Raw genomic sequence first — 21926 nt, 5'->3', positions numbered from 1 at the left:
CGAGCCAAACGGCCCTTTTGAATACCCGTCCATAAGCAAATGGCATAACTTGAGCAGCACGTAGCTGAAACTCAGTCGAGGAAGATACGCTGACAATTCAGACGACTGCTTTTGGCCGATTTCTGCCAGTCATGACCAGCCTCCTCGAACTGGAATTGACCCATCATTCACGTCCCTTCTGACAGGCTCTACCCAATGGACAGAGCCAGCTTCCCGCAACACACTATCTGCATTCAGTCACAAACCTGCGGGCCAGTGCCCTCCCCCAAAAGGTTCAAGCATCAAGGAAGTCCCATGACCCTGAAAACCAGCGCCGACATCGTTCTGGCCGAAACCCATGGCGCCACCCGTGTGCTGGTCCTCAACCGCCCGGACAAGCGCAATGCGTTGGAAACCGCAATGTATGTGCTGATGGAACGGTATTTGGACGAAGCGCTGGCCGATCCGGCGATCGCCAATATCGTGCTGACCGGCGCGGGCAATTTCTTCTGTTCTGGCGGTGACCTGGAGTCACTGGCGACCCGTGCGGCGTTGCCGGTCGAGGAGCGGGCGAACCTGATCGAGCGTCTGCACAGCCTGGTGCGCAAGCTGAAGTTCTGCCCCAAGCCAGTGATTGCCGCCATTGAGGGCGGTGCCGCTGGGGCGGGGGCTTCGTTGGCTTTTGCCGCTGATCTGATTGTGGCGGCGCAGGGTAGCTATGTGTCGATGGCCTATGTCAAAGCCGGGCTGGTGCCGGATGGTGGTGGTTCGGCGTTCCTGGCGCAGTCGTTGCCGCACCAGTTGGCAGCGGAAGTGGCGCTGTTCGGTGGGCGGTTGCCGGTGGAGCGCTTTGCCGCGGCCGGGGTGGTCAATCGGGTGGTGGCGCCGGGCACGGCGTTGCAGATGGCACTGGAGATGGGGCAGCAGTTGGCCGAGGGACCGAGGGAGTCGCAGGCAGCAATTCTGGAGTTGCTGGATGGGCCGGATCGTGAGGCGTTCGAGCGGCAGCTGGAACGTGAGAAGCAATTGATGGCGATTGCGCTGGGTGGCGCGGAAGCTGCTGAAGGAATCGCAGCCTTCAAGGAAAAGCGCGCGGCGCGGTTTTGATTGCTCGCGGATAGCACACTGCAGTCTTGAGCCGCCGGGACAGATTTCAATGCCTGTCCCGGTGGTTCAGATGAAGATCAGAAAATCTGACGTTTCGTTACGGTCCGGGCCAGTCGAGATCATGTCGATCAGTGTTCCGACCGGAAACATCCCCTCTGGCGGAATGCGAAGGTTTGCTGGGAAAATTTACTACCCTACCCTTTTATCACTTTGCAAAGCCGTCCAGCGTTCGCGTCGTGCTGGAGGACAGCTTGAGCATCGGAGGGAAGAAACTGGACGTACCAATGGAGACCCACCAGTTGGCGACCGCAGGCCGCATGGTAGCTAGCGGCCTGGGCGTGAGCGTGGTGCCCGCCCTATGCATTCAGCAGATGCCTAAACTAGGTGCCCGCTGCATTCCATTGACAAGCCCGGTGCTAGAACGACCTATCGGCATCCTGACCAAAGCTGATCATGAGTTATTCTTCGCCGCTCAGGCGCTTACCGATACTCTGGGACAACTCGATACTCAAACCTCCCAACAGGAAGCCACTACCCTTTTTGGAGACCGGTAAAGAAAATCTTGCAGAAGGCCTCTGCCACTTCTTCAGCGCTGTATTTACTGTTGGGTGTATACCAACGGTACGTCCAGTTGAGCATACCGAAGATAGTGTTGGCTGCTAGCGTCGCGGCGATATCGTTGCGAAAACTACCCTCCTCGATGCCTTCCTTGATCAGCGCCAATACTGCTCGTTCAAAGCCCTTGGTTTTGTCCAGCATCTCTTGTGCCCAAGGGGTTTTGGCATCCGCGATCTTGTGCATTTCTTCCTGTATATACAGGTACATATAAGGATAACTGTCGCTGTAGGACTTCATTAGCAGCTTGACCAACTGCTCCAGCTTATCCTGTGTGCTGATATCCTTGCGGGCCAGTACCTGTTCTACTTTCTCTGCGTTCTGCTCTACGCCGCCTTTTACCGCATCGCGGAAGAACTCTTCCTTGTTTCCTACATAATAGTAGACACTGGCACGATCCATCCCGGCATGGCTGGCAATATCATTGAGTGTTGTCGTCTGATAGCCTTTTTCCTTGAAAAGGTCCGCCGCGACACGAATCAATTCGTCCCTCTTTGCTTTGTATTTCGCCCCACCATCATTCAGGGCTGTTTTGCGCCGCTGGGAAATATTGCTATTTTTGGGTGACTTTGCCATTTACCACACTTTCCTATTAAAAGAGCAAAAACCATACCAGCATGTTCGCTTTAACGCGCCATGCTAGCTAGTACCGGCGCTCCCATCAAGAGAAGGAGCGAATGACCATATCTCAACGCGCCAGCTTACATCAGCTGAGATCCTCGCGGCCAGCAGCGATCCTAGTAATGATAGAAGCCTTGGCCATTTTTACGTCCCAGATATCCCGCCTCCACCATCTCCCTTAGCAGAGGAGCTGGACGGTATTTGGAGTCATTGAAACTGGCGTAGAATACTTCCATGACAGCCAGCAGAGTATCCAGGCCGATAAGATCTGCAAGCGCCAATGGCCCGATCACATGGTTACACCCCAGCCGCATGCCATCATCTATATCCTGCGCAGACGCAATACCTTCCTGGAGAACGAATACTGCTTCGTTGATCATCGGCACCAGAATCCGGTTGACAGCAAAACCGGCACTGTTTTTTACTGAAATAGCGGTTTTTTTGATTACTTCAACAAAGTGGCTCACCGCTTCATAGGTAGTATCGTCGGTCTGCAAACCCCGAATCACTTCAACCAGCAGCATGACCGGCACAGGATTGAAGAAGTGCATGCCGATGACACGATTTGGCGTCTTACTCGCAGCGGCGAGCTTGGTAATCGAGATTGACGAAGTGTTACTGGCAATGATGGCACCCTTGCCAACGACCTGATCCAGCCTGTGAATGATTGCCAGCTTCACACCCTCTGCCTCAGAGGCCGCCTCAATAACCAGATCCACCTCAGCCAAGTCAGCATAATCCATGGTAGTGCAGATACGTTCCAACGCCGACTCACGGTCAGCGGGGGTGAGCTTTCCTTTCAGCACCAGCCGATCCAGACTACTCGCCACGACAGTCATGCCTCGCTCCAGCGATACCTGATCAATATCCAGCATCACCACTGTCAACCCTGCTGCTGCACATACCTGGGCGATACCATTGCCCATAGTGCCTGCGCCAACCACACCCACTTTATTGATACTTCCTGACATCGTTATTCTCCAGTGGCAAAACTAGCGTTACGGTCGCTCATAGATAGCAGCAATACCCTGGCCACCACCGATGCACATGGTGACCAGAGCGTAGCGCCCGCCAGTGCGATGCAATTCATGAATGGCTTTGGTGGAGATGATGGCTCCCGTAGCGCCGACGGGATGGCCAAGAGAAATCCCTGATCCATTGGGATTGACGATCTCCGGATTCAGACCCAGCTCTCTAATGACAGCACATGCCTGCGCAGCGAATGCCTCGTTGGCCTCAATCACATTGATCTGTTCCAGCTTGATGCCGGTTTTCTGCAGCACTTGCCTTACCGCTGGGATCGGGCCAATACCCATATAGTCCGGGTCAACTCCTGCATGAGCATAACCAACCAGGCGCGCCAGCGGATCAATGCCCAGCTTCTCTGCCGTTTGACCTTCCATCAACAGCAACGCCGCCGCTCCGTCATTCAAGCTGGAGGCATTACCGGCGGTGACAGTGCCATTCTCACGAACGAAAATCGGCTTCATCACCGACAACTGCTCTACCGTGACATCCGGGCGCACGTTCTCATCACGATTGAACAGGCTGACACCCTTACGCCCCTTGATTTCCACAGGAACAATCTGCTCGTCAAAATAGCCTTTGGAAATGGCCCGTGCGGCGCGATGCTGACTTTCAACCGCCAGTTCATCCTGGGCAACACGCTCAATTCCATAACGGGCTGCCACATTTTCAGCAGTGACTCCCATGTGTTTGAGCTTCCATGGGTCGTGGAGAATTCCATTCATATAGTCCACCGCTTCAGTATTGCCCAGGCGCGCACCCCAGCGAAGATGGGGCAGGAGGAATGGTCCTCGGCTCATGCTTTCGGCCCCAGCGCCGATGGCAATATCGGTATCACCCAGCAGGATCGATTGCGTAGCAGAAATAATCGCCTGTAATCCAGAACCGCAGAGTCGATTGACGTTAAACGCCGGTACCTCTTGCGGAATACCGGAATCCATCGCTGCCACCCGACTCAGATAAGCATCCCTCGGCTCTGTGGGAATAACGTTGCCCATCACCACATGGCCAACTCGATCCGCCGGGACTCCAGCACGTTCAAGTACTCCAGAGACAGCGACCGTAGCCAACCTGGAAAGCGGCTGATCTTTCAAGGCACCGCCAAAACTACCAATAGCAGTTCGCACTGCACTGACTACAAATACCTGTCGCTGCGCCATGTTTCCCCCTTCTCATATTTCCAATGGCGTCGTAGGCGAAGCTATCGACACCCCCTATAAAAAAAGGCTGCAGGCAGTGTCTATCTGCAGCCTAAACGGAGCATACGTTTTGTCTCAGCCTGCCAAGCAGCCAAGATACAAAGCCTAACTGTTCCTGTTTGGCAGCCAGCCGATCTTCCCCTCATCGGGTCTATCTAGTTGCGCGTTGAAGCTCTCTACTGCCTTCGCAACGACACCGCCGATATCAAAACCTGTCATCGATGTCAGCCCACCATCCACGGCAAGCGCCTGACCTGTGATATGGGAGGACTCCTCCGAAGCAAAGAACAGCACCGCCTGAGCAATATCTTCCGGTTTCCCTGCGCGCCCCAAGGGGATCAAGTCACCATATGGCTCCCGCAAGCTTTCAGTGAATGCTTCATAGTGTTCTGGAGCGACATTACACGCAGTACCTATGATGGGAGTCAGAATCAAACCGGGGGCAACCACATTGGAGCGAATCTGTTCAGTTGCGAGCTCATAGGAAGCCGAACGAGCGAAGTGCAACACCCCGGCCTTTGCCGCATCATAGGATGCGGACGACCAACCGGCCTGGATACCAGCGATACTCGAAAGCGACACGATACTGCCGCCGCCCCCCTGCGCAATCATCTGCTGGGCAGCATATTTATGTCCCAAGGCTACAGATCCCAGCAAGAGAGCGATGGTTCTAGCAAAGCTGTGCGAATCCAGATCGACCACAGCAGCCTGATCCCCCAGCGCACCTGCATTGTTAACCATGATGTCCAATCGGCCAAAACGCTCTACCGCACAGGTGACCAGCGCCTCAATATCACTTTCAACAGTCACGTCGGCACGCTTGAATACTACCCGCTCGGCACCAAACCGTGACTCAAGTCCTGCGGCCTGTGGATCAATATCCCCTATCACAACACGCGCACCTTCCGCTACGAAAGCTTCGACTATGGCCTTGCCTATTCCCCGCCCCCCGCCAGTAATGACAGCAACCTTATTGAGCAACCTTGACATTGCGGAAAGCTCCCTTCTTATTCTTAAGTGCCGCTAACTTTTGCATAGGCAACACACAAAATCAACACAAAAGTTGACCAAACACAACAACCTGATCTAACAATGCATCTACTGAATTTCGTGACCGGGAAAATATAAAGAGGTGCAGAATGCAGCAACTGACAGGAAAAAGAATCATCGTTACCGGGGGAGCCCAAGGCATTGGAGCAGCCGTAGTCCGAGCATACGTCGCAGCGGGAGCGGCTGTTGCCTCCATGGACGTCAATGATGCATTGGGCCATCAGGTCGTCACTGAACTCCTGGAGGCATTCCCAGGCAGCGATGCACGCTACTACCATTGCAACATCAGTGATCGCAACGACGTAGAGAAATCCTTCAGAAGGGCGACAGATAATATGGGCGGGCTGGATGTTCTCGCCAATATCGCTGGCGTACAGCGCCACTCGCCTCCCGACGCTATCCCGGAAGATCTATTCAATCACCTGTTCAGTATCAACGTGCTGGGTACGATGAACACCAACGCCGAAGCTTATCGACTGATGAAACCCAAGGGAGCTGGCAACATCATCAACTTCGGCTCCGAGTCAGGGCTGGTCGGCGAGCTGAATAATGGGCTCTACGCAGCGAGCAAAGCTGCAGTTCATACATGGACACGCAACGTAGCGCGTCAATGGGGGCCGGATGGTGTGCGTGTCAACGCAGTATTACCCTATATGGTCACCCCCATGTACGCCGCCTTCCGTGAGGCGCTATCCCCCGCTGAGCTGGCAGCACATGATGCGGCAACTCAAGTGGATATTCCGTTGGGGGGCAAGTTTGGTGATGCCGATAGAGACCTGGCGCCGGTCATGGTATTTCTTGCCAGCGACGGCTCACGTTTCATTACCGGGCAGATGTTGCCTGTGGATGGTGGCCTGATATCGGTACGCTGACACGCTGACGCCCCCTTTCAAAGGGGGGCGTATCTAGTCAGGCAAACTGGTGACAAATTCCCGTAAGGCTTGAGTGAACACATCGTTGCTATCCCCCGCAACCATATGCCCAGCGCCTGGGATATCAATAAAGTCAGCGTGCGGAATCAATTCCCGGAACCGCTTAACCTGATCATCACCCACCAGCTCGCTCCGGCTACCTCGGATCAATAACGTAGGCACTCTGACATTCCTGCCGGCTTGCTCATGACGCGCCTCTGCTGCCTCTTTGGAGGCATCCAGTGAGGCAAACAGGCTGGGATCCCAATGCCAATGCCAACGCCCATTGCGCATCCTGAGATTCTTCTGCAGACCAGACAGGTTTTCAGGGCGCCGACGATGGGGAAGATAGCGCGAAATGCTCTCGGCAGCCTGTTCAAGACTTTCAAAGCCTTCCGGGTTCGCGGTCATGAAATCACGCACCTGTGCCGCGCCCTGCATGTTGATACGCGGCGTGATATCCACCAACACCAGAGCTCTGCCGCTGGAGGCATGTGCACCCAGGGTATTAAGCGCGATCAACCCGCCCAGCGAAGCACCCACCAATACCGGGGGCCGGGAAAACTGCGGAATGATCTTCAAGACATCTTGCATTTGCAACTCGATAGCGTATCCATCTGCAGCCCACGCGCTATCCCCATGACCTCGCAAATCAAGACTGATAATGCGGAAACCTTCATCAGCCAGATCTACAGCACAGCTGTTCCACGAGTATCGAGTCTGCCCGCCGCCATGCAGAAAGAGCACGCCAGGGCCATCCTTCGGCCCACCAACGCTGGCCACCAGTTTCTGTCCGCCATTGAAGAAAAATTGCGTTCGGAGTGCTCCCATACTGCTTCATCTCCCAATCGAGAATCCCACAAAATCAACGCCAAGGTTGACTTGGAGTATATCTTGAACCACTATAGGTTCAAAGTCACACGAAAATGCTTGAATCCGTTCACGGAGGCCACCATGAGAAGCCAAATGACAGCGGAGCAAGTTACACCAGTGGTCTGTCACGACATCGTAGCTGCCGTACTTTCCCACCAGGGGGAGCTTGCATTGTTGCGGCGCAGTCCATTGGTGACGGGCGATGTGGGGCGCTGGAACTGTGTGACCGGATTTCTCGATGCGTGCAACGATCCCTTGGCACAGGCACTGGAAGAAGTCCAGGAAGAAGCCGGCATCTCCAGATCTGATCTCCGGCTCCTCAGCAGCAAAGTACTGCATCTGGAAGGTCTGGATGGCCGCATATGGCGCGTACATACATTTCACTTTGCCAGTCAAACTCGGGCACTGACCCTTAACTGGGAGAATGATGATTGCGCTTGGCTTAATCCTGAAAAACTGGATGAGATTGCCATCGTCCCCTGGTTTGCAGACATTCTTGAGGCATGTGGCTTGCATCACTCCATGGCAACCTGTTTCCAATAGGCTAGCGGTGAGGCCATGACAGGGCCCGCTCGGCCTCTAGCCCATGCACGCGACAAGCAGCCCATGAGAATGCTTTCTAGCCTGCACAGAACCCAACGATGGCAGCTCAGACAAGGGTCGCGAAGCATCGCGCCCCTTGTCTGATCCAACCGATTTACGGCAGCGCGATCTTGGGAGCGACTTCCTTGGAGATCATCTCCAGCGACTGAAACCAGGGCGCAGGGTCGTCGTAATAATCATGAACCTCCACCTGCAGCGTTCCCCAGCCACCTGTAGCAGCAAACAAGGCGTTGATCTTTTCAGTAACCGTTTCAGGTGAGCCGACAACAAACACGTTATCAACGAGAAACTCCAGATCAGCATCTGCCGGATCGATACCTGCATCTTTTGCAAAACCATCCATCATGCCAAAACGATGCCAGATCGGAATGAGGTAGCGCTGGAAGCAGTAACCGATAGGACCTTCCATGACAAGTCGCTTGGCTTCCTTATCAGTCTCAGCGCAGAACACTGTTTGGGAAACGGCATGGCGTGCACGGTCTGGGGTATGGCCAGCAGCTATCGCTGCTTCTGAGTAGACTTCCCAGTGTTTCTTCAGCGCATCCAGACCAGAGAAAATTGAAACGGGCTTGAAATTTCTCTCTCCTGCCAAACGGATGGATGGCGAATTGTAGCTGAATCCCGTCACCGCAATTTCAGGAGCTTTCCCTCCCCACGGGCTGAAATCAGCCAGCTTGTGCTGCTCGTCACCATCGTCACCTTCAAGCTCTTCTGGATACCCAGCGTCCCAGTATTTACCCTCATAGAAGAAAGGCTCTCGCTTCCAGATTTTTTCCATGATGGAGAGCGACTCGCGGACCATATCATTCAGGCTCTTGGTCTCGTTGCCACCCGTTGCCGTATTTGACTGACCCGCGTTGCGGATACCGTGAATGTAAGACGCCTGGGGATAGGCCCCAGCACCGATACCGAGAAAGTAACGCCCTTCCAGTATCTGAGAAAGCCAGCCAATCATCGTGGCCAACTTGGCCGGATGCTGGTGAGGCAGGATATGCGCCATTGGGGCGAATTTAATATTTTTAGTCTGCAAGGCTGCCGCTGCGATGATCAACTCCGGGTTGGGAATATTTTCCCATACCTGCGAGGCATGCTCAGAGATCATCATTGAATCAATTCCCACACTGTCCGCTTGAACGGCACTCTGGATACCCCAGTCAAACGTCTGTTTGGCTGTACGCCCCGGGCGCATGTAGGGATGAAAAATCAAACCGGTTTCCATTGCCATGATTGTTATCTCCTCTAAATGGGTAGTAGGCAAGGAGGCACTGCCTGCTGATTGCAGACTAGGCCACAGAGCCAATATAACGACGTTATACTGTCAAATCAACCTAGATGTTGATTTATTTACCATGATTTTTAATGCAAACTTCGTTAAGCTGAACCCGCGCATGAAAGCCGTTTGATTCCATACATAGGTTGTTCATATGAAACCAGTGATTTCTCGCAGTATGAAAGGTCGCAGCGGCGAGGCAACCCAAGTAAAGAAGCGATTACTGGAAGTGGCTCGGCACCTGCTCAGCACTACCGGGCGCGAGGGCGCGAATTCAAGGGCCATATGCGCCATGGCCGGTGTCGGCGCACCAACGATTTATCATTACTTTGGTGACCTGGCGGGTTTGCACCGCGCCGCCATCGATGAAACCTATGAACAAGTCGCAGAGGCTTACCTCCAAGGTACAAAAGAGGGAGGTCCGCAACAAGGTCTGAGAAACGGCTGGGGCGCCTTCGATCACTTTGCCCGTCAGGAGCCACTCATGTGTCGGATAGTCATCCAGCAAATCCTTGCCGGCGCCCCACCCGTCAGCGTCGCGGAAACACTGCGTACAGTCGAGAAGGACCTGTCGCTGCTATATGACGCAGGCGCCCTGAATTATCCCGCCCATGAAGCGGTCCAGTTGCTATGGATAGGCACCTTGGGGACAGCCTGTTTCACATCGAGTGAAAAGACAGACCAAGAAGACTATCCAGCGCTTCAAAAAAAGATGGTGGACATAGTGTTCGACGCGTTGTTTTCAAACAGAAATTCAGCGGATGATCTTCAGACTCAGGGGGCGATCATCAGACCACCATCAAGGGCGACTACCGAGCCGGTAAGATAGGCACTAGCACGTGATATCAAATAGATCGCGGTACCGCCGACATCCGTCGTCCTGCCAAAACGATGGGCAGGAATACTATCCAGCACCGCCCGTTCGACTTCGGCATCAGCGACAACCCCTGCCGTCAGATCACTGGGGAAAAAACCCGGTGCGATCGCGTTGACATTGATATTGCGCGCACATAGATCCGACGCCAGCGTGCGAGTGAGTTGATGAATGGCAGCCTTGCTGCAGCCATAGGCATAGGCACCGCCGAAACTTTTCCCGAGAATACCCCCCACCGAGCCGATATTGATTATGCGTGCCGGATCGTCAGCTGTGCCGGCCTTCTCCAGCAGAGGACATAGTCCCTGGATAAGAAGAAATGGTGATTGCAGGTTGAGGTTCATTACCGCGGACCAATCCTGCTCGGTGACAGAGCCCAGCGGCGGCGCATGAAATATACCAGAGTTGTTGATCAGCGCATCCAGCTGGGAACAGCTGTTTTGCACGACGTGAAGCAAATCCGCCAGTTGATCATTACAGGAGAGGTCACAGGAGATGAATTCAAACCCGCCGTACTCCGCCAGTTCATGGTTCAGGCTGTTCGCTGCGACATGATCACGTCCGACAACCAACACCCTGCAGCCTGCAGCCACCAGACAGCGGGTAATCATCGCACCTATACCCTTGGCCCCACCAGTCACCAGTACGGTTTTGCCCGCAACGGAAAACAATCCGATGAGATCAATGCTAGACATATATGCCCCTTGTTTGTCAAAAAATATGATGGGAAACGACTTCTTGCGCACTACTTGCCTTGGCACGCACTCTGGTTTCTCACCCGAGGATGGAAGGCAGAAGCTCAGGCACGGGAGCCGATCATATCGGCCGCCTGCTGGGTCGCCTCACTGGTCCTGGTCGCTAGTTTGCGCACTTCATCAGCCACTACGGCAAAACCACGACCAGCATCTCCAGCGCGAGCAGCTTCAATGGCAGCATTGAGTGCCAGCAAGTTGGTCTGGCTGGCAATCCCCTGGATAGTGGTAACTATTTCCGTCAACTTGTGCAGATTCAGTTCAAGGTCTCTGCGCTGCGTGATCTGCTCTTCCCGCAGCTGTTCCTCCAAGCGCATGACATGGATATCAATCAACGCACCTACCATTCGTACTGGACTGCCATCCGAAGCGCGGCGAGTTTGACCACGGTTACGGAACCAACGGTACTCACCACTCTTGAGCTTGATCCGATAACAAGCATCAAAAGGTGTCCTGCCACTGCGATCGCCGAGGTGAATAGCGAATGTTCGGAACACTTCTTCCTTGTCCTCCGGATGAATACGCGATGTCCAACTTTCCAATACATTGGGAAACTCCTCGGCAGTCTCAAAGCCCAGCATGTGACGAAACTGCTCGGACCACCAGAAAGGGTTATGCGGATTCATCGGATCACCATCAACTACTTCCATATCCCACAAACCATCGCTCAGCATTTCCCGGGCCAGCTCGAAACGCGTTAACGTCTTGTCCAGCTCCCGGTCGCGCTGGCGCTGATCATGGATATCCCGCATAGAACCAGCAATTCGCAGACATGTCCCACGGCTATCGCACTGAGCCCGGCCACTGGTTACAAACCAGCGGTACTCGCCGGTTTTTATCGCCAGTCGGTGCTCCAGACGATAAGACACCTGTCCTTCTCCGCCGTGCATATGCTGGGACAGTGCTTCCAGGGTTGATTGCTTGTCTTCAGGGTGAAGTCGCGCTATCCAACTGTTCAACCTGCCAGGAAAGTCCTGCTCGTCCTGAAAACCGAGCAACGAGCGGAAGCGATCGGACCACCACAGCCCATTCGCTGGATTCATGAGGTCACCACCGACCACTTTCATGTCCCAAAAACCGTCGGTACTACTCTGGCTGATAAAGCCCAAACGGGCATTTATGTACTCTCGTTCCTCCTCACAACTCGCCAGCTTTGCGGTCAACCGGTGCAGTTGATCAGCCAGTTGAATGAGCTGGTTCTTCTCCTGCTGGCGTTCGGCATGATGGTTCTGCCAGGCCTCTCTAACTTGGTTGAGCAGAGGATTCGCAGTACCTCCGGGAGGTAGATCCAGATGTCCACCTTCAAGCGCATCGAGAAGGTGTCTCAGACATTCGGTTGCGGTTTTATCAGCTTTTGAGAAAAACACATGCCCCCCTTCTTTCGCAAATTCAAAAGTAACTGGGCCTACTCCGTCCTCTGCCTTTTACGCTGATCTGCGATAAAATTAATTCAGGTTCAGAGCAGGAAAGCGACTACTGGCCAGCAGCCGCTTCATTCATGCTTCAGCTCATCTTGATATTGGGAATGACTTCTTGCGCTAATCGCTGCAGAGACTCGAAATAGGGCTCCGGATTATCGATATTGTCATGCGAATTGACAATAACCTGGCCGCAACCACCCGACCTTTCCATCATGGCTTCTATCTTGCGAGTCACAGTTTCCGGTGATCCACAAAGCCATACATGATCAGCCAAAAAGTCCATATCAATCTGGCTCGGGTCAATGTCCGCACCCGCGTCCTTAATAATCCCAGGAAAAAGATTGAATTTTTTGTAGATGGGGAATAGATAATGCTGCCATGTCTGGGCCATACCACTTGCCTTGGCCCGCTTCCTTGCCTCAGCATCTGTGTCGGCAATAAAGATTTCACGGGTAACCCGAAAGCGTGATCTTTCAGGAGTCAAACCTTTCGACTCCATGGCTGCAGCCCAAGTGTCGTAGTGCGAGCGCATTACCTCGTGACCTCCAAAGAACGAGATCGGGCTATAATTGCGCTCTCCAGCCCACTTCAGGGATGACGAGTTCTTGGTCAGCCCCGTAACAGCGATCTCCAAGGCTTCACGACCACCCCAAGGACTATTGTCTGCAATTTCCACGTCGTATTCTGGCATGGTATCCGGCCCGGGAAAGCCCGCCTGAAAGAACTTTCCCTTTTCCATGAAGGGCTCTCTAGCCCATACCTTCTCCATCAGTTCAAGCGCTTCGAACATTTGTTCCTGCAACGGACCAATCCCTTCGAACCCATGCAGAATGGCATCTGTATGATGTCCACCAGGCGCCACACCAAGAAAGTACCGACCCTCGAGAATTTGCGACAACCAGCCAACCTGAATCGCCAGACTTGCCGGATTATGGTAAGGCAACAGATGCGCCATCGGCGCAAAGCGAATATTCTTGGTGAGAGGCGCCGCGGCACCAATAATGATTTCAGGACAGGGAATATTCTCCCAAGCCAGTGTGGAGTGCTCGCCAATCATGAAATCGGCGAAGCCAGCTTCATCACATACCTGTGCCAGCTTGAGAGACCAGTCGAACATTTCTCTCGCAGTACGGTGGGGAAGATTATATGGAGTATGAAAAAATCCGCATTGCATGGTCTTATCCTCTCATTCTTATCTTTTTAAGCTGCCTAATTGACTCTTTTAACCACAGGCTCACACCATGGTGCCTTCGGCATCCTTGGTGGAGAAGCGTGGCGCAACCAATGAGGCAAACTTCTCCAGCTCTTCATTGTTCTGTTCCGGATCCAGGTGGCCCTGGCCAAACATGAGAAACAGTTCATTAAAGCCCAGACGGTCATGGGCACGGCCAATCTGGTCGGCAATCTCATCGGCACTGCCGATCAGAACGTTCGGCATCTTCTGACCGAAGGGAATAAACCACTTGTCCCAGAACCATTGATGCTCGGCCATCAGCTTCTGCGCATGGTCCTTGTCGTCAGTCAGCATCAAAAAACCACCCCAGGCGGCAACGTCTTCACGGGCAACATCACGCTCATGGGCCCGCGCCGTTTCGGCATAGCGGTTCCACAAGGTGTCACAGAAGTCCAGGTCCGCCGCCAGTACGATCGGCTTGCCTCCTTCGCGGGCCCACATATCCACTGTCCGCATGCTGCCGGCAAAGCCACCATAGATCTTCGGATGGGGGGTCTGATAGCACTTGGGAGCAATGCCGATCTTACGTACGATCCCATCAGCATCCATGCCTTTACCCATGCTGGCATAGGCCGGATGACCCGATGAACCGCCATTGGGCGGAAACTCCCAGTGCTTGCCCTTGTGGCTGAACACATCACTGGCCCAGGCTTTCTTGATGATCTGCAAGGACTCTTCAAACACTTCACGGTTCAGCGCATCCTGCTCGTCACGCGCCTTGGCATTCACCGGTGTAGTGGCGCTCACACCCGGGCGAGCCGCCATGGAGTCAACCCAGCGTGCATGGTAACCACGGGTTAAGCCCACCATCAGTCGACCCTGGAGCATGTGATCCAGCGTGGCAATTTCCTCGGCGACCCGTACCGGGTTATGTGTGGGCAGGGTATAGCCCATAATGCCGGCCTTCATGCGCTTGGAGTGTAAGCCTACATACAAACTGAACATGCCCGGGTGGTTGTTGATCTCGAACCCTTCGATCTGCAAGTGGTGTTCGGGCTGACAGTAAGCCCCGTACCCCAGATCGTCAGCCAGGCGTACATAGCCGCGTACCTCTTCCAGGAAACGCTGGTACAGCTCGGGCCGCTGGCCGGCCATACCGGCTTCCAGTTCATGCCGGCGGCCAATCACTCCCGTTTGCATCAAATTGAATTTCATATTGTCTTCCCCATCCCGTTCTTTGGTTCTTACAAATTAATCAGGGCCCACCATTAAGCAAACATCATTGTTGATATTGCAGTGAAAAAATATACAGATAACCTATCCGTTATTCGGCTCAGCTCTCAAAAGTAGGGCTTATCAAACAAGCGCTCTTTCTGCGTGTATTTTCTCTAAAATATTCTTTTTCATTTCCACCTTGTTTTCCTTTATTTCCTTATTCATATTCTTCGGTTTCAAAAGAAAAGTGGCCAAGGCGGGAATGATAATCAAGGCGCCCAGCATATTCCCCAGGAACATGAAGGCCAGCATTAACCCCATATCCGCCTGGAACTTGATGGGTGACCATGCCCAGGTAGCAACCGCTGCGGTTAATGTAACGCCAACCAACATGACCACCTTCCCTGTAGACACCAAGGCATTGACATAGGCCTGTCTGACGGACATACCCTGTCTCAGGAAAACCATGTACGCGGTAAGCAGGTACAACGCATAGTCCACACCGATGCCAACACCAAGCGCCGTAACAGGGAGCGTCGCGACCTTGAGACCAATGCCCATGAACACCATCAATGCCTGCCCCAGGGTGGAGATAACCACCAGAGGCAAAATAGCAATCACTACAGCCCTCCAACTACGGAAAGTAACCAAACACAGTAGAATCACCGCAGCATAAACCAGTACTAGCATCTGATAATTAGCTTTTTCTACTGTCTGATTTGTTGCAGCCTCGACACCGGCATTACCCGCCGCCAGCAGGAACTGACGTTGGTCATTATTGTGTTCAGCAGCAAAATCTTCTACCACCTCGGCGACACGCTGCAGTGTCTCGGCTTTATGATCCGTCAGATAAGCGATGATCGGAGCTACGGTACGGGAGTCATTAATAAGACCTGGACGCGCGGTGAATATACTATCAACCGCATCATTAGTAATATAGGGGCTACGGCTGATTGTGTACCACTTGGGTGAGCCTTCGAACCCGGCCGGGGTAAACTTCTTCGCCATACTGGCTGCAGATTCTGTGACCTGTACTCCGGGTAAATCCCGCAGCAAGCGCTCAAGTCGATCAATCTCAAGCAGTGTTTCAAAATTTCCCAAGCCGCCTTCCGGCGTTGTCACAATAACGGCGAAAAGGTCGTTAGATAGTCCATAATTTTTCTGTACGTACTCCACATCCAGATTGTACTCGGAGTCCGCACGCAGTTCCGGAGCGCCCGCCTCGACATCACCGATCTGCATTTTCTGTCCATAGATGAATCCTGCTACGGTAATCACCGCAACCGACACCAAAACTCCAACAGCTACCTTCTTGCCGGTAATCAACCCAAGCCATTGACTGACGGAGTGGTTACTCTTCTGTACCCGCTCCGCATGCTTGGCAGCCCGCTTGGTGATGCCAGTGAAAGACAGTATTACGGGGATAAAAAACAAGTTGGTAACGATCAGCGCAACCACTCCCATCGTTGCGAGAAACGCCAGGTCCCGAATCGCAGGTATGGCGATAACAGCGATTACCGCAAAACCCAGTGCATCGGATACCAAGGCTACGGTACCCGCTAGGCAAAGCCGACGGAAGGTAAGCCGGGATGCCATATAACGGCCAAGCCCGCTACCGATATCCTGGATAATCCCGTTTATCATCTGCGAGCCATGGGAGACCCCAATGGCAAACACCAGAAATGGCACCAGCACGGAGAAGGGATCAAGGACAAAGCCCATCAACCGCATCATACCCAACTGCCAGACCACGCCCATCAGCGAGCAAATAATGACAACGCTGGTACTGATCAAGCAACGTGAATACCAATAGACGAGTACTGATACAACCACAGCCGCAATTATAAAATAACTGAGTACTTGCATCAGCCCCGCAATGAGGTCGCCCACCAACTTGGCGAAGCCAATGACATGCAACTCCACGCCGCGGCTCTCAAACTCATCATTGATAGCCCTCAGACTATCGGTGAAGGCTTTATAGTCGAGAGGCTCGCCGGTCTCCGAGTCACGCTCCATTAAGGGGATAAACAACGCACTGGAACGTTCATTCAATCCAACAAGAGAGCCCTTGAGCCCCGCCTTGGCGACGTTGTCCCGTAGCTTGTTCAGGCTTTCTGAGGATCCGTCATAGTCCGGCGGCATGACCGGGCCACCATCAAACCCTTCCTCTGTTACAGCCGTCCAGCGCACTGATGCCATCCACAAGGATTGCACAAATGCGCGATCAACCCCCTTGATCAGAAATACTCTGTCGTTGATTTCACTTAATGTTTTCTGATATTCCGCATCGTAAATGCTGCCGTTCTTGTTCTCGACCACCACAGTCACAGCATTACCCAAACTTCTCAAGTTACCAGCAAATTCTTTGTAGTTCTTAATATACTCATGCTCTGACGGCATCATCTTCTCAAAGCTGGCATTAACATCCAGTTTGGCCGACTGATGGGCCAAGAACAGAGTTACCAAAACTCCAATAGCAAAAAGGATCTTGCGATTGCAAAACAAAACTCGTTCAAAAATAGTGCCTGAAGACTCGTCAAATGCCCCGCCGACATCTTCGCCTTGAGCTATATTTTTTTCATTAGCGGACATAGCCTTACTCCTGGGTTCTTGGCTTTTCTGTTTTACGCTCCGAGAGTGAAATCCGCTCGACGCCCTCCAGGGTGGTCACTAGAAACTCATTATCAGCCGCCTCCACAACCGAGGTATAGATAGTGGTTTTTTCGGAATTCAGCACATCAAAACTGGAAAAATAATGATCAGTCAGAACCAGCTCTCCCGCCTGACTTACAAGTACAAATCCTTTCCCATCTGCTCGCAGGAATGCATTATTTATCGTGGAACGAGGTAGCCCTGCAACAACCTGCCAATTAGCCCCGCTATCAGTGCTGCGGTAAGCTGTGCCTTGCAGCCCATAGGCAATAACCTGACTATCATCTCCGGTGATACCGGTAAAGCTACCCGAATATCCAGTATCAATGATCTCGAAGATATTTGTTTCTTCATTCAATCTGAAGATCGTGCCACGTTCACTGCCGATGAAAATCCCCCCTCCAACCGCAGTCACACTATTAAGATGCAGCCCACTTTCGTTATCTATTCTGTGCGTCCATGGAGCCCAGGTATCTCCACCATCATCCGTACGAGCAATATTGCCGAATGCCCCAACAGCAAAGCCGACCGACTCATTCTTGAACCAGACATCGAGATAAGGTAGTGCGGGACCATCTCGATAGTTCAACTCTGTCGCCTCCAGAGCAAGCTCCGCCTCGGGCTCACCTTTCTTCAGCATGTTTTCATAATATTTTTTGAACTGCTCAGCAGCCATGACACCATCCAGTTGCTTTTGCCAACTAGCGCCACCATCGGCAGTGACAAGAATCACACCGTCATGCCCCACTGCCCACCCTTTACTCTCGCTCACCAAAGTAACGGCAACCAGATCACTTTGCACCGGCACCTGGGCTTGCTTCCAACTCTGCCCTGCATCAGAAGAGGCCAGAATCAGGCCTGCCGGCCCCACTATCACTGAAAGGCGTCCTTTTTGCGAGCTTCCTATAAAGGGTTTATTCAACGAATTCTTTTGCTCTACGGCAGGGATATCCAATGGGTCCTTGAACTCAGCCTTCGAGGGCAATGCAAGCACACTCAAAAACAGAAACGGAATAGCCATGAAGGTATTTAACGCTTTCCGCGATGTAGTAACACACATATTTGTTTTACCCGATCGAGTTTAAGATAACGTACTTCCAACTACCCAAATGAGAGGACACATTGTTTGTCTAGCAATTCCTCCATTCTGAAATGACTTGGCAGGCAGCCCTGTCCCACCAAGTCATTCCCAGCTATCAGCGCACTCCCTGTGCCTCTACTGCACGAGGGGTCAATGCAATCCTCATACCCTCAGTACTCGTATAAGATCGGTTCCAATGGCCAGGCTGAGAGGCGCCGGCATTTATTAGCATATAGCTCCCCGAAATCAGATCATCAAATGCCCAAGTATTGTTATTCACGCCTCCAACATCATAAGTTGGAAAGCTCTGAATAAAGCCGTTTTTCCACAATTTCCCGGCATCATCATAAGTTTCAAGGGCAACGACTTGCCAACTGTCCTCATCTATATAGAAGCGACGCTTACTATATACATGGCGTGCACCAGGCTTGCGCTCTGCTTCAACTACCCATACACGGTGCCGCTCGAAACGTAGCGCCTCGGGATCAAGATGTTCCTTACCCAACACCTCACGCGGGTTAGCCTCTTGCGTTAGAGTGTAAGCGTTATAAGGCACAATTTTTTCGGTCTTACCTACCAGTTTGAAGTCGAAACGATCCATACGACCTACGAATCCAAAGATTTCATCCCACATTAGAACGCCACCATAGGCGCTGATTGGCAGGTCGTAGGCGAAATCAGGTGCCCGACGAGCACGCCGCTGTCCTGGGGTATAGAACCAGACCAGTTGGCCACCATTATCTGCCGTGGGCAGATAGAAGTTCAGGAAGGTTACGCCGGCCTGCTGAGGAGGGCTCGTCTGTACTGCTGAGAACGAGAGAATCGCTCCATGCGAGTCCGCACGTAATTTGCCGCTGCGGTCATACCAGGGACGCATATGATGCTGGTTAGGTGTAGCAAGGACATTTACCCCCCCATTGGAGTCAACCACAAACGCCTGGTTATGCTGGTGCATGATCGCTGGAGCAAATGCCAGCTTATGGTTCCACATTACCTCATAACCATCTTTCGGTATCGGGAATAGAACCCCAGGCAACGGTAAACCTTCTGGGTCCGCCCCTTTGACCGCATCACCCATCACGCTGCCTGTCAGTTCTGCTGTGGTGGCATTGACCAAGGTATTCTCGAGCACCCAGTCCTCATAGCGGGCAGAACGATGAGTCGGATATACATTCAGCTTATAGGTAGGATACTTCCGCAGTAATGCCTGTGTACCAACGGTCAAGGCATCTTCATACTGAGCCATATTCTCTGCACTGATAGTGAACAGAGGTTTCTCATCCGCATAGGGATGTATATAAGTCTGCATTGAATCCCGGTCATATTCGGGCAGCGGTTGAAGGCCACCGGTGTACTCGGGAATACTACCGTCAGCATTACCAGCACGCTCAGCACCATGTGCGGTCAGATCCGCTCCCAGACGCTTTGCTTCCTCGGCTGATACGGCTGCCAAAACCGTCCCGGAAAAGCATAGAGTGATAGCAGATATCAACCCAGCGACGATTGTCTTTTTAAACATGACTGCTTTCCTTCTTGTAATTATAGGAAATATTTTCTATTTATACGTTATCTTAGCAATACTTAGCCTTTGCCTTCCCTCATCAGAAAGAGGTGTTATAAGACAGCGAGACCCACCCCTTGTCATTCAGCGCATAAGGGCCATTGCCGCCTGCATAGGTATCACCCGCGGGACCACCACCTACTACTCGGCCATCTGGATTCCAGTGGTAATCCTGGTATTGCAGAGCGAAATAGTGCTTCTGTGCATACGCGGCTTTTACGCCTATGGAGGCAATAATTGAATCCTCCGCATAAAACCCGCCAGCAGCGTAGGCAGGCGTGCCATTGATTCCGTACTGGAACGAAATCGGTAGACTGATATCCACGGAGGGGAAGACCTGCAGCCAAGACGGCTCAAACAGAAAGGCTATGGCGACAGCATCGTCGGTACCACAGCCTACTCTATTGGTGGCTGCGCAGGCATAGCCTTCACCATTGTAAAGATCTTTGTCGTGAACCTTTTCAAGGTGCGTATAGGTAACCTCACCCAGGAACATGGCAGCGTCCCACAAGGTATTCCCTGAGAAGTTGATCATTGTATTAGCAATGACGTTGATCAAATCGCCTTTGGCGACTCTGGTCGGAAAAGCCGAGGCCAAAGCCGTATCCTTCCGGTAGTTGACCTCAAAACCCAGACTGGCTCCACCGATAGCCGTTTCGTACGACATCGCGTACATCTTGGTTTTATCGGCGTACTTGAGCTCAACTTGCGGATAGTTCAATGTCGCAACGGGTTCTGGTTCATCAAACTGACGATAGTAGAAACCAAAGCGGTCCCCCCCGGCCCATTGCGGAGACCAATCCAGCCGAATACCGAAGTTATCATTGATATGATCTGGATCGTCGCTCTTTCCAAGCCTACCGCCAGGTACAACTAACCCACCATCTTGGGGACCCTCAAAAAGAATATCGCCCGGAGCCAGATAAGTTCCACCTTCTGGAAAGCGATTGGGGCGCCACTCCAGAAAATACTGCGCAGCAATAGCCCACTCATCGTTCAGCTCCAGGCTTCCATATACCTGGGTGCGCGGCAAAACCAGCTCTTTGATGGATGATCCCGGCTGAGAAAAGCCTTTGATGAAGTCCATGGGATGCTGGCCAAAGGAAATCGAGGAGTAACCGAAAAATATTCCGTTACCCCATTGCTGGCTGAAACGCCCAAGACGCACTGACGCGGCACGATCACCCACATCGAAGTTACTGAACACAAACGCATCGCCTAGCTCAGCCCCGCGGATATGATATTTCTTCGTATGGCTACTGTACTTTCCACCGCGATAATTGGATACGTAGCCGGGTCTGACCTCTACATCATCATCGTAAGCAAAATCATTCCAGGCGTTGACCGACGCTCGGAAGCCCATCCGATCCTGATACACGCCCGTAAGCTCAAACATACCCTGAACACGGTTAGTGACCAAGTCTCCACGATCGAATTTATAGTTGGCTGAGTGGTGCAGAGGGTCATTGGCGATACGCGAATCACGTGATTCTGCCCGTACCCCCACAAGCCACTGCAGAGATGTGTCGAAGTTGATATGCCAATCATTATCTGACCTCAGCGTCAGCGCCTGTGCAGCGCAGGAACTGAAAACTGTTGCCAGCGCAACTGATGCTGCCAGTGTCGTGCGACCAAACCGCGGGGTGCCAAGCCTATTCCATTGTTCTTTTCTTATTTTCATTAGGTTCTCCAGCCCATTAATGTTTGCTGTTAGACAGCAAGCCAAACGGTGTTTGAATGCGTATTCACATCCATGCACCTGTTTCATCTGAACACCTTTTTTCAACCTCAGCGTTGATATAAGCACTCGACATCGCCATCTGTCAACCACTGCGTTGATTTGAGCAAAAATTGGCGTACCCTTCTAAGCCAGCGCCTATCTAATAAAAATTCACACTGGCGTTGACAAACATGCACACCTAGTCAACTATTACGTTGACAA

At 52.6% G+C, this 21926-nt stretch carries 19 protein-coding genes; 5 read left to right on the top strand and 14 right to left on the bottom strand.

Translation table 11 applies throughout. From position 1 onward, the window contains the following. Positions 1–294 precede the first annotated feature (294 nt). Together CQ007_RS02075 and CQ007_RS02070 are read left to right on the top strand one after the other, a co-directional pair. On the top strand, positions 295–1086 hold the full coding sequence (locus tag CQ007_RS02075) for an enoyl-CoA hydratase family protein (protein ID WP_105643243.1): 792 nt from the start codon (positions 295–297) through the stop codon (positions 1084–1086). A gap of 173 nt (positions 1087–1259) precedes the next feature. Then, positions 1260–1640: a LysR substrate-binding domain-containing protein gene (locus CQ007_RS02070; RefSeq protein ID WP_256582164.1), complete on the top strand. Its 381-nt coding sequence runs from the start codon at positions 1260–1262 to the stop codon at positions 1638–1640. On the opposite strand, the gene CQ007_RS02065 is transcribed toward CQ007_RS02070, so the two are convergent. From CQ007_RS02065 to CQ007_RS02050, 4 genes are all read right to left on the bottom strand, one after another. Continuing rightward, on the bottom strand, positions 1618–2277 hold the full coding sequence (locus tag CQ007_RS02065; RefSeq protein ID WP_105643241.1) for a TetR/AcrR family transcriptional regulator: 660 nt from the start codon (positions 2275–2277) through the stop codon (positions 1618–1620). The genes CQ007_RS02070 and CQ007_RS02065 overlap by 23 nt on opposite strands. 161 nt (positions 2278–2438) lie before the next feature. Continuing rightward, a complete protein-coding gene (locus CQ007_RS02060) occupies positions 2439–3293 on the bottom strand; it encodes a 3-hydroxybutyryl-CoA dehydrogenase (RefSeq protein ID WP_105643240.1) in 855 nt (284 codons plus the stop codon). A gap of 27 nt (positions 3294–3320) precedes the next feature. Continuing rightward, entirely contained in the window at positions 3321–4508 is a 1188-nt protein-coding gene (locus CQ007_RS02055; protein ID WP_105643239.1) for an acetyl-CoA C-acyltransferase family protein, read from the bottom strand. A gap of 144 nt (positions 4509–4652) precedes the next feature. After that, the gene (locus tag CQ007_RS02050) at positions 4653–5537 is read right to left on the bottom strand and encodes an SDR family NAD(P)-dependent oxidoreductase (RefSeq protein WP_105643238.1); all 885 of its coding nucleotides are present in this window, start codon (positions 5535–5537) and stop codon (positions 4653–4655) included. A 149-nt stretch (positions 5538–5686) separates the two neighbouring features. On the opposite strand from CQ007_RS02050, the gene CQ007_RS02045 reads away from it, so the two are divergent. Next, the gene (locus CQ007_RS02045; protein WP_105643237.1) at positions 5687–6469 is read left to right on the top strand and encodes an SDR family NAD(P)-dependent oxidoreductase; all 783 of its coding nucleotides are present in this window, start codon (positions 5687–5689) and stop codon (positions 6467–6469) included. A gap of 33 nt (positions 6470–6502) precedes the next feature. Here CQ007_RS02045 and CQ007_RS02040 read toward each other — a convergent pair whose 3' ends face one another. Continuing rightward, on the bottom strand, positions 6503–7255 hold the full coding sequence (locus CQ007_RS02040; protein WP_256582163.1) for an alpha/beta fold hydrolase: 753 nt from the start codon (positions 7253–7255) through the stop codon (positions 6503–6505). Here CQ007_RS02040 and CQ007_RS19135 point away from each other — a divergent pair. Further along, the gene (locus tag CQ007_RS19135; RefSeq protein WP_256582161.1) at positions 7148–7924 is read left to right on the top strand and encodes an NUDIX domain-containing protein; all 777 of its coding nucleotides are present in this window, start codon (positions 7148–7150) and stop codon (positions 7922–7924) included. The two genes, CQ007_RS02040 and CQ007_RS19135, sit on opposite strands and share 108 nt — an antisense overlap. A gap of 154 nt (positions 7925–8078) precedes the next feature. Here the strand turns inward: CQ007_RS19135 and CQ007_RS02030 are convergent, their stop codons facing one another. After that, a complete protein-coding gene (locus CQ007_RS02030; protein ID WP_105643234.1) occupies positions 8079–9209 on the bottom strand; it encodes an LLM class flavin-dependent oxidoreductase in 1131 nt (376 codons plus the stop codon). Between the two features lie 199 nt (positions 9210–9408). Between CQ007_RS02030 and CQ007_RS02025 the strand changes: the two genes are divergently transcribed. Then, a complete protein-coding gene (locus CQ007_RS02025) occupies positions 9409–10083 on the top strand; it encodes a TetR/AcrR family transcriptional regulator (protein WP_105643233.1) in 675 nt (224 codons plus the stop codon). Here CQ007_RS02025 and CQ007_RS02020 read toward each other — a convergent pair. The 8 genes from CQ007_RS02020 to CQ007_RS01985 form a co-directional block, all read right to left on the bottom strand. Further along, entirely contained in the window at positions 10029–10823 is a 795-nt protein-coding gene (locus CQ007_RS02020; RefSeq protein WP_105643232.1) for an SDR family oxidoreductase, read from the bottom strand. The two genes, CQ007_RS02025 and CQ007_RS02020, sit on opposite strands and share 55 nt — an antisense overlap. A gap of 104 nt (positions 10824–10927) precedes the next feature. After that, the gene (locus tag CQ007_RS19285) at positions 10928–12247 is read right to left on the bottom strand and encodes a PAS domain-containing protein (protein WP_146114527.1); all 1320 of its coding nucleotides are present in this window, start codon (positions 12245–12247) and stop codon (positions 10928–10930) included. A gap of 136 nt (positions 12248–12383) precedes the next feature. Beyond that, positions 12384–13475 (bottom strand): LLM class flavin-dependent oxidoreductase, encoded by a 1092-nt coding sequence (locus tag CQ007_RS02010; RefSeq protein ID WP_105643231.1) that lies wholly within the window; start codon positions 13473–13475, stop codon positions 12384–12386. Between the two features lie 60 nt (positions 13476–13535). Then, positions 13536–14690 carry an LLM class flavin-dependent oxidoreductase gene (locus tag CQ007_RS02005; RefSeq protein ID WP_105643230.1) on the bottom strand — a complete coding sequence of 385 codons (1155 nt, stop codon included), beginning with the start codon at positions 14688–14690 and terminating at the stop codon, positions 13536–13538. Positions 14691–14831: 141 nt separating this feature from the next. Further along, positions 14832–17282, bottom strand: coding sequence for an RND family transporter (locus CQ007_RS02000; RefSeq protein ID WP_105643229.1), 2451 nt, complete (start codon positions 17280–17282; stop codon positions 14832–14834). Positions 17283–17286: 4 nt separating this feature from the next. Further along, positions 17287–18363 carry a YCF48-related protein gene (locus CQ007_RS01995; RefSeq protein WP_158256703.1) on the bottom strand — a complete coding sequence of 359 codons (1077 nt, stop codon included), beginning with the start codon at positions 18361–18363 and terminating at the stop codon, positions 17287–17289. A 175-nt stretch (positions 18364–18538) separates the two neighbouring features. Further along, positions 18539–19942: a DUF1329 domain-containing protein gene (locus CQ007_RS01990; RefSeq protein WP_105643227.1), complete on the bottom strand. Its 1404-nt coding sequence runs from the start codon at positions 19940–19942 to the stop codon at positions 18539–18541. Between the two features lie 82 nt (positions 19943–20024). Next, the gene (locus tag CQ007_RS01985; RefSeq protein WP_105643226.1) at positions 20025–21752 is read right to left on the bottom strand and encodes a DUF1302 domain-containing protein; all 1728 of its coding nucleotides are present in this window, start codon (positions 21750–21752) and stop codon (positions 20025–20027) included. Positions 21753–21926 lie beyond the last annotated feature (174 nt).

The sequence above is a fragment of the Pseudomonas sp. MYb185 genome, assembly GCF_002979975.1.
Taxonomy (GTDB): domain Bacteria; phylum Pseudomonadota; class Gammaproteobacteria; order Pseudomonadales; family Pseudomonadaceae; genus Halopseudomonas.
Note: the sequence above shows the minus strand (reverse complement) of the source record. Positions and strands in the feature narration are given on the sequence as shown.

Bases quoted from the DNA above. Each gene is read 5' to 3' on its own strand.
- CQ007_RS02075 (WP_105643243.1), top strand. From the start codon at position 295: ATGACCCTGAAAACCAGCGCCGACATCGTTCTGGCCGAAACCCATGGC.
- CQ007_RS02065 (WP_105643241.1), bottom strand. From the start codon at position 2,277: ATGGCAAAGTCACCCAAAAATAGCAATATTTCCCAGCGGCGCAAAACA.
- CQ007_RS02060 (WP_105643240.1), bottom strand. From the start codon at position 3,293: ATGTCAGGAAGTATCAATAAAGTGGGTGTGGTTGGCGCAGGCACTATG.
- CQ007_RS02055 (WP_105643239.1), bottom strand. From the start codon at position 4,508: ATGGCGCAGCGACAGGTATTTGTAGTCAGTGCAGTGCGAACTGCTATT.
- CQ007_RS02050 (WP_105643238.1), bottom strand. From the start codon at position 5,537: ATGTCAAGGTTGCTCAATAAGGTTGCTGTCATTACTGGCGGGGGGCGG.
- CQ007_RS02045 (WP_105643237.1), top strand. From the start codon at position 5,687: ATGCAGCAACTGACAGGAAAAAGAATCATCGTTACCGGGGGAGCCCAA.
- CQ007_RS19135 (WP_256582161.1), top strand. From the start codon at position 7,148: ATGACCTCGCAAATCAAGACTGATAATGCGGAAACCTTCATCAGCCAG.
- CQ007_RS02030 (WP_105643234.1), bottom strand. From the start codon at position 9,209: ATGGCAATGGAAACCGGTTTGATTTTTCATCCCTACATGCGCCCGGGG.
- CQ007_RS02025 (WP_105643233.1), top strand. From the start codon at position 9,409: ATGAAACCAGTGATTTCTCGCAGTATGAAAGGTCGCAGCGGCGAGGCA.
- CQ007_RS02020 (WP_105643232.1), bottom strand. From the start codon at position 10,823: ATGTCTAGCATTGATCTCATCGGATTGTTTTCCGTTGCGGGCAAAACC.
- CQ007_RS02010 (WP_105643231.1), bottom strand. From the start codon at position 13,475: ATGCAATGCGGATTTTTTCATACTCCATATAATCTTCCCCACCGTACT.
- CQ007_RS02005 (WP_105643230.1), bottom strand. From the start codon at position 14,690: ATGAAATTCAATTTGATGCAAACGGGAGTGATTGGCCGCCGGCATGAA.
- CQ007_RS02000 (WP_105643229.1), bottom strand. From the start codon at position 17,282: ATGTCCGCTAATGAAAAAAATATAGCTCAAGGCGAAGATGTCGGCGGG.
- CQ007_RS01995 (WP_158256703.1), bottom strand. From the start codon at position 18,363: ATGGCTATTCCGTTTCTGTTTTTGAGTGTGCTTGCATTGCCCTCGAAG.
- CQ007_RS01990 (WP_105643227.1), bottom strand. From the start codon at position 19,942: ATGTTTAAAAAGACAATCGTCGCTGGGTTGATATCTGCTATCACTCTA.
- CQ007_RS01985 (WP_105643226.1), bottom strand. From the start codon at position 21,752: ATGAAACAGGTGCATGGATGTGAATACGCATTCAAACACCGTTTGGCT.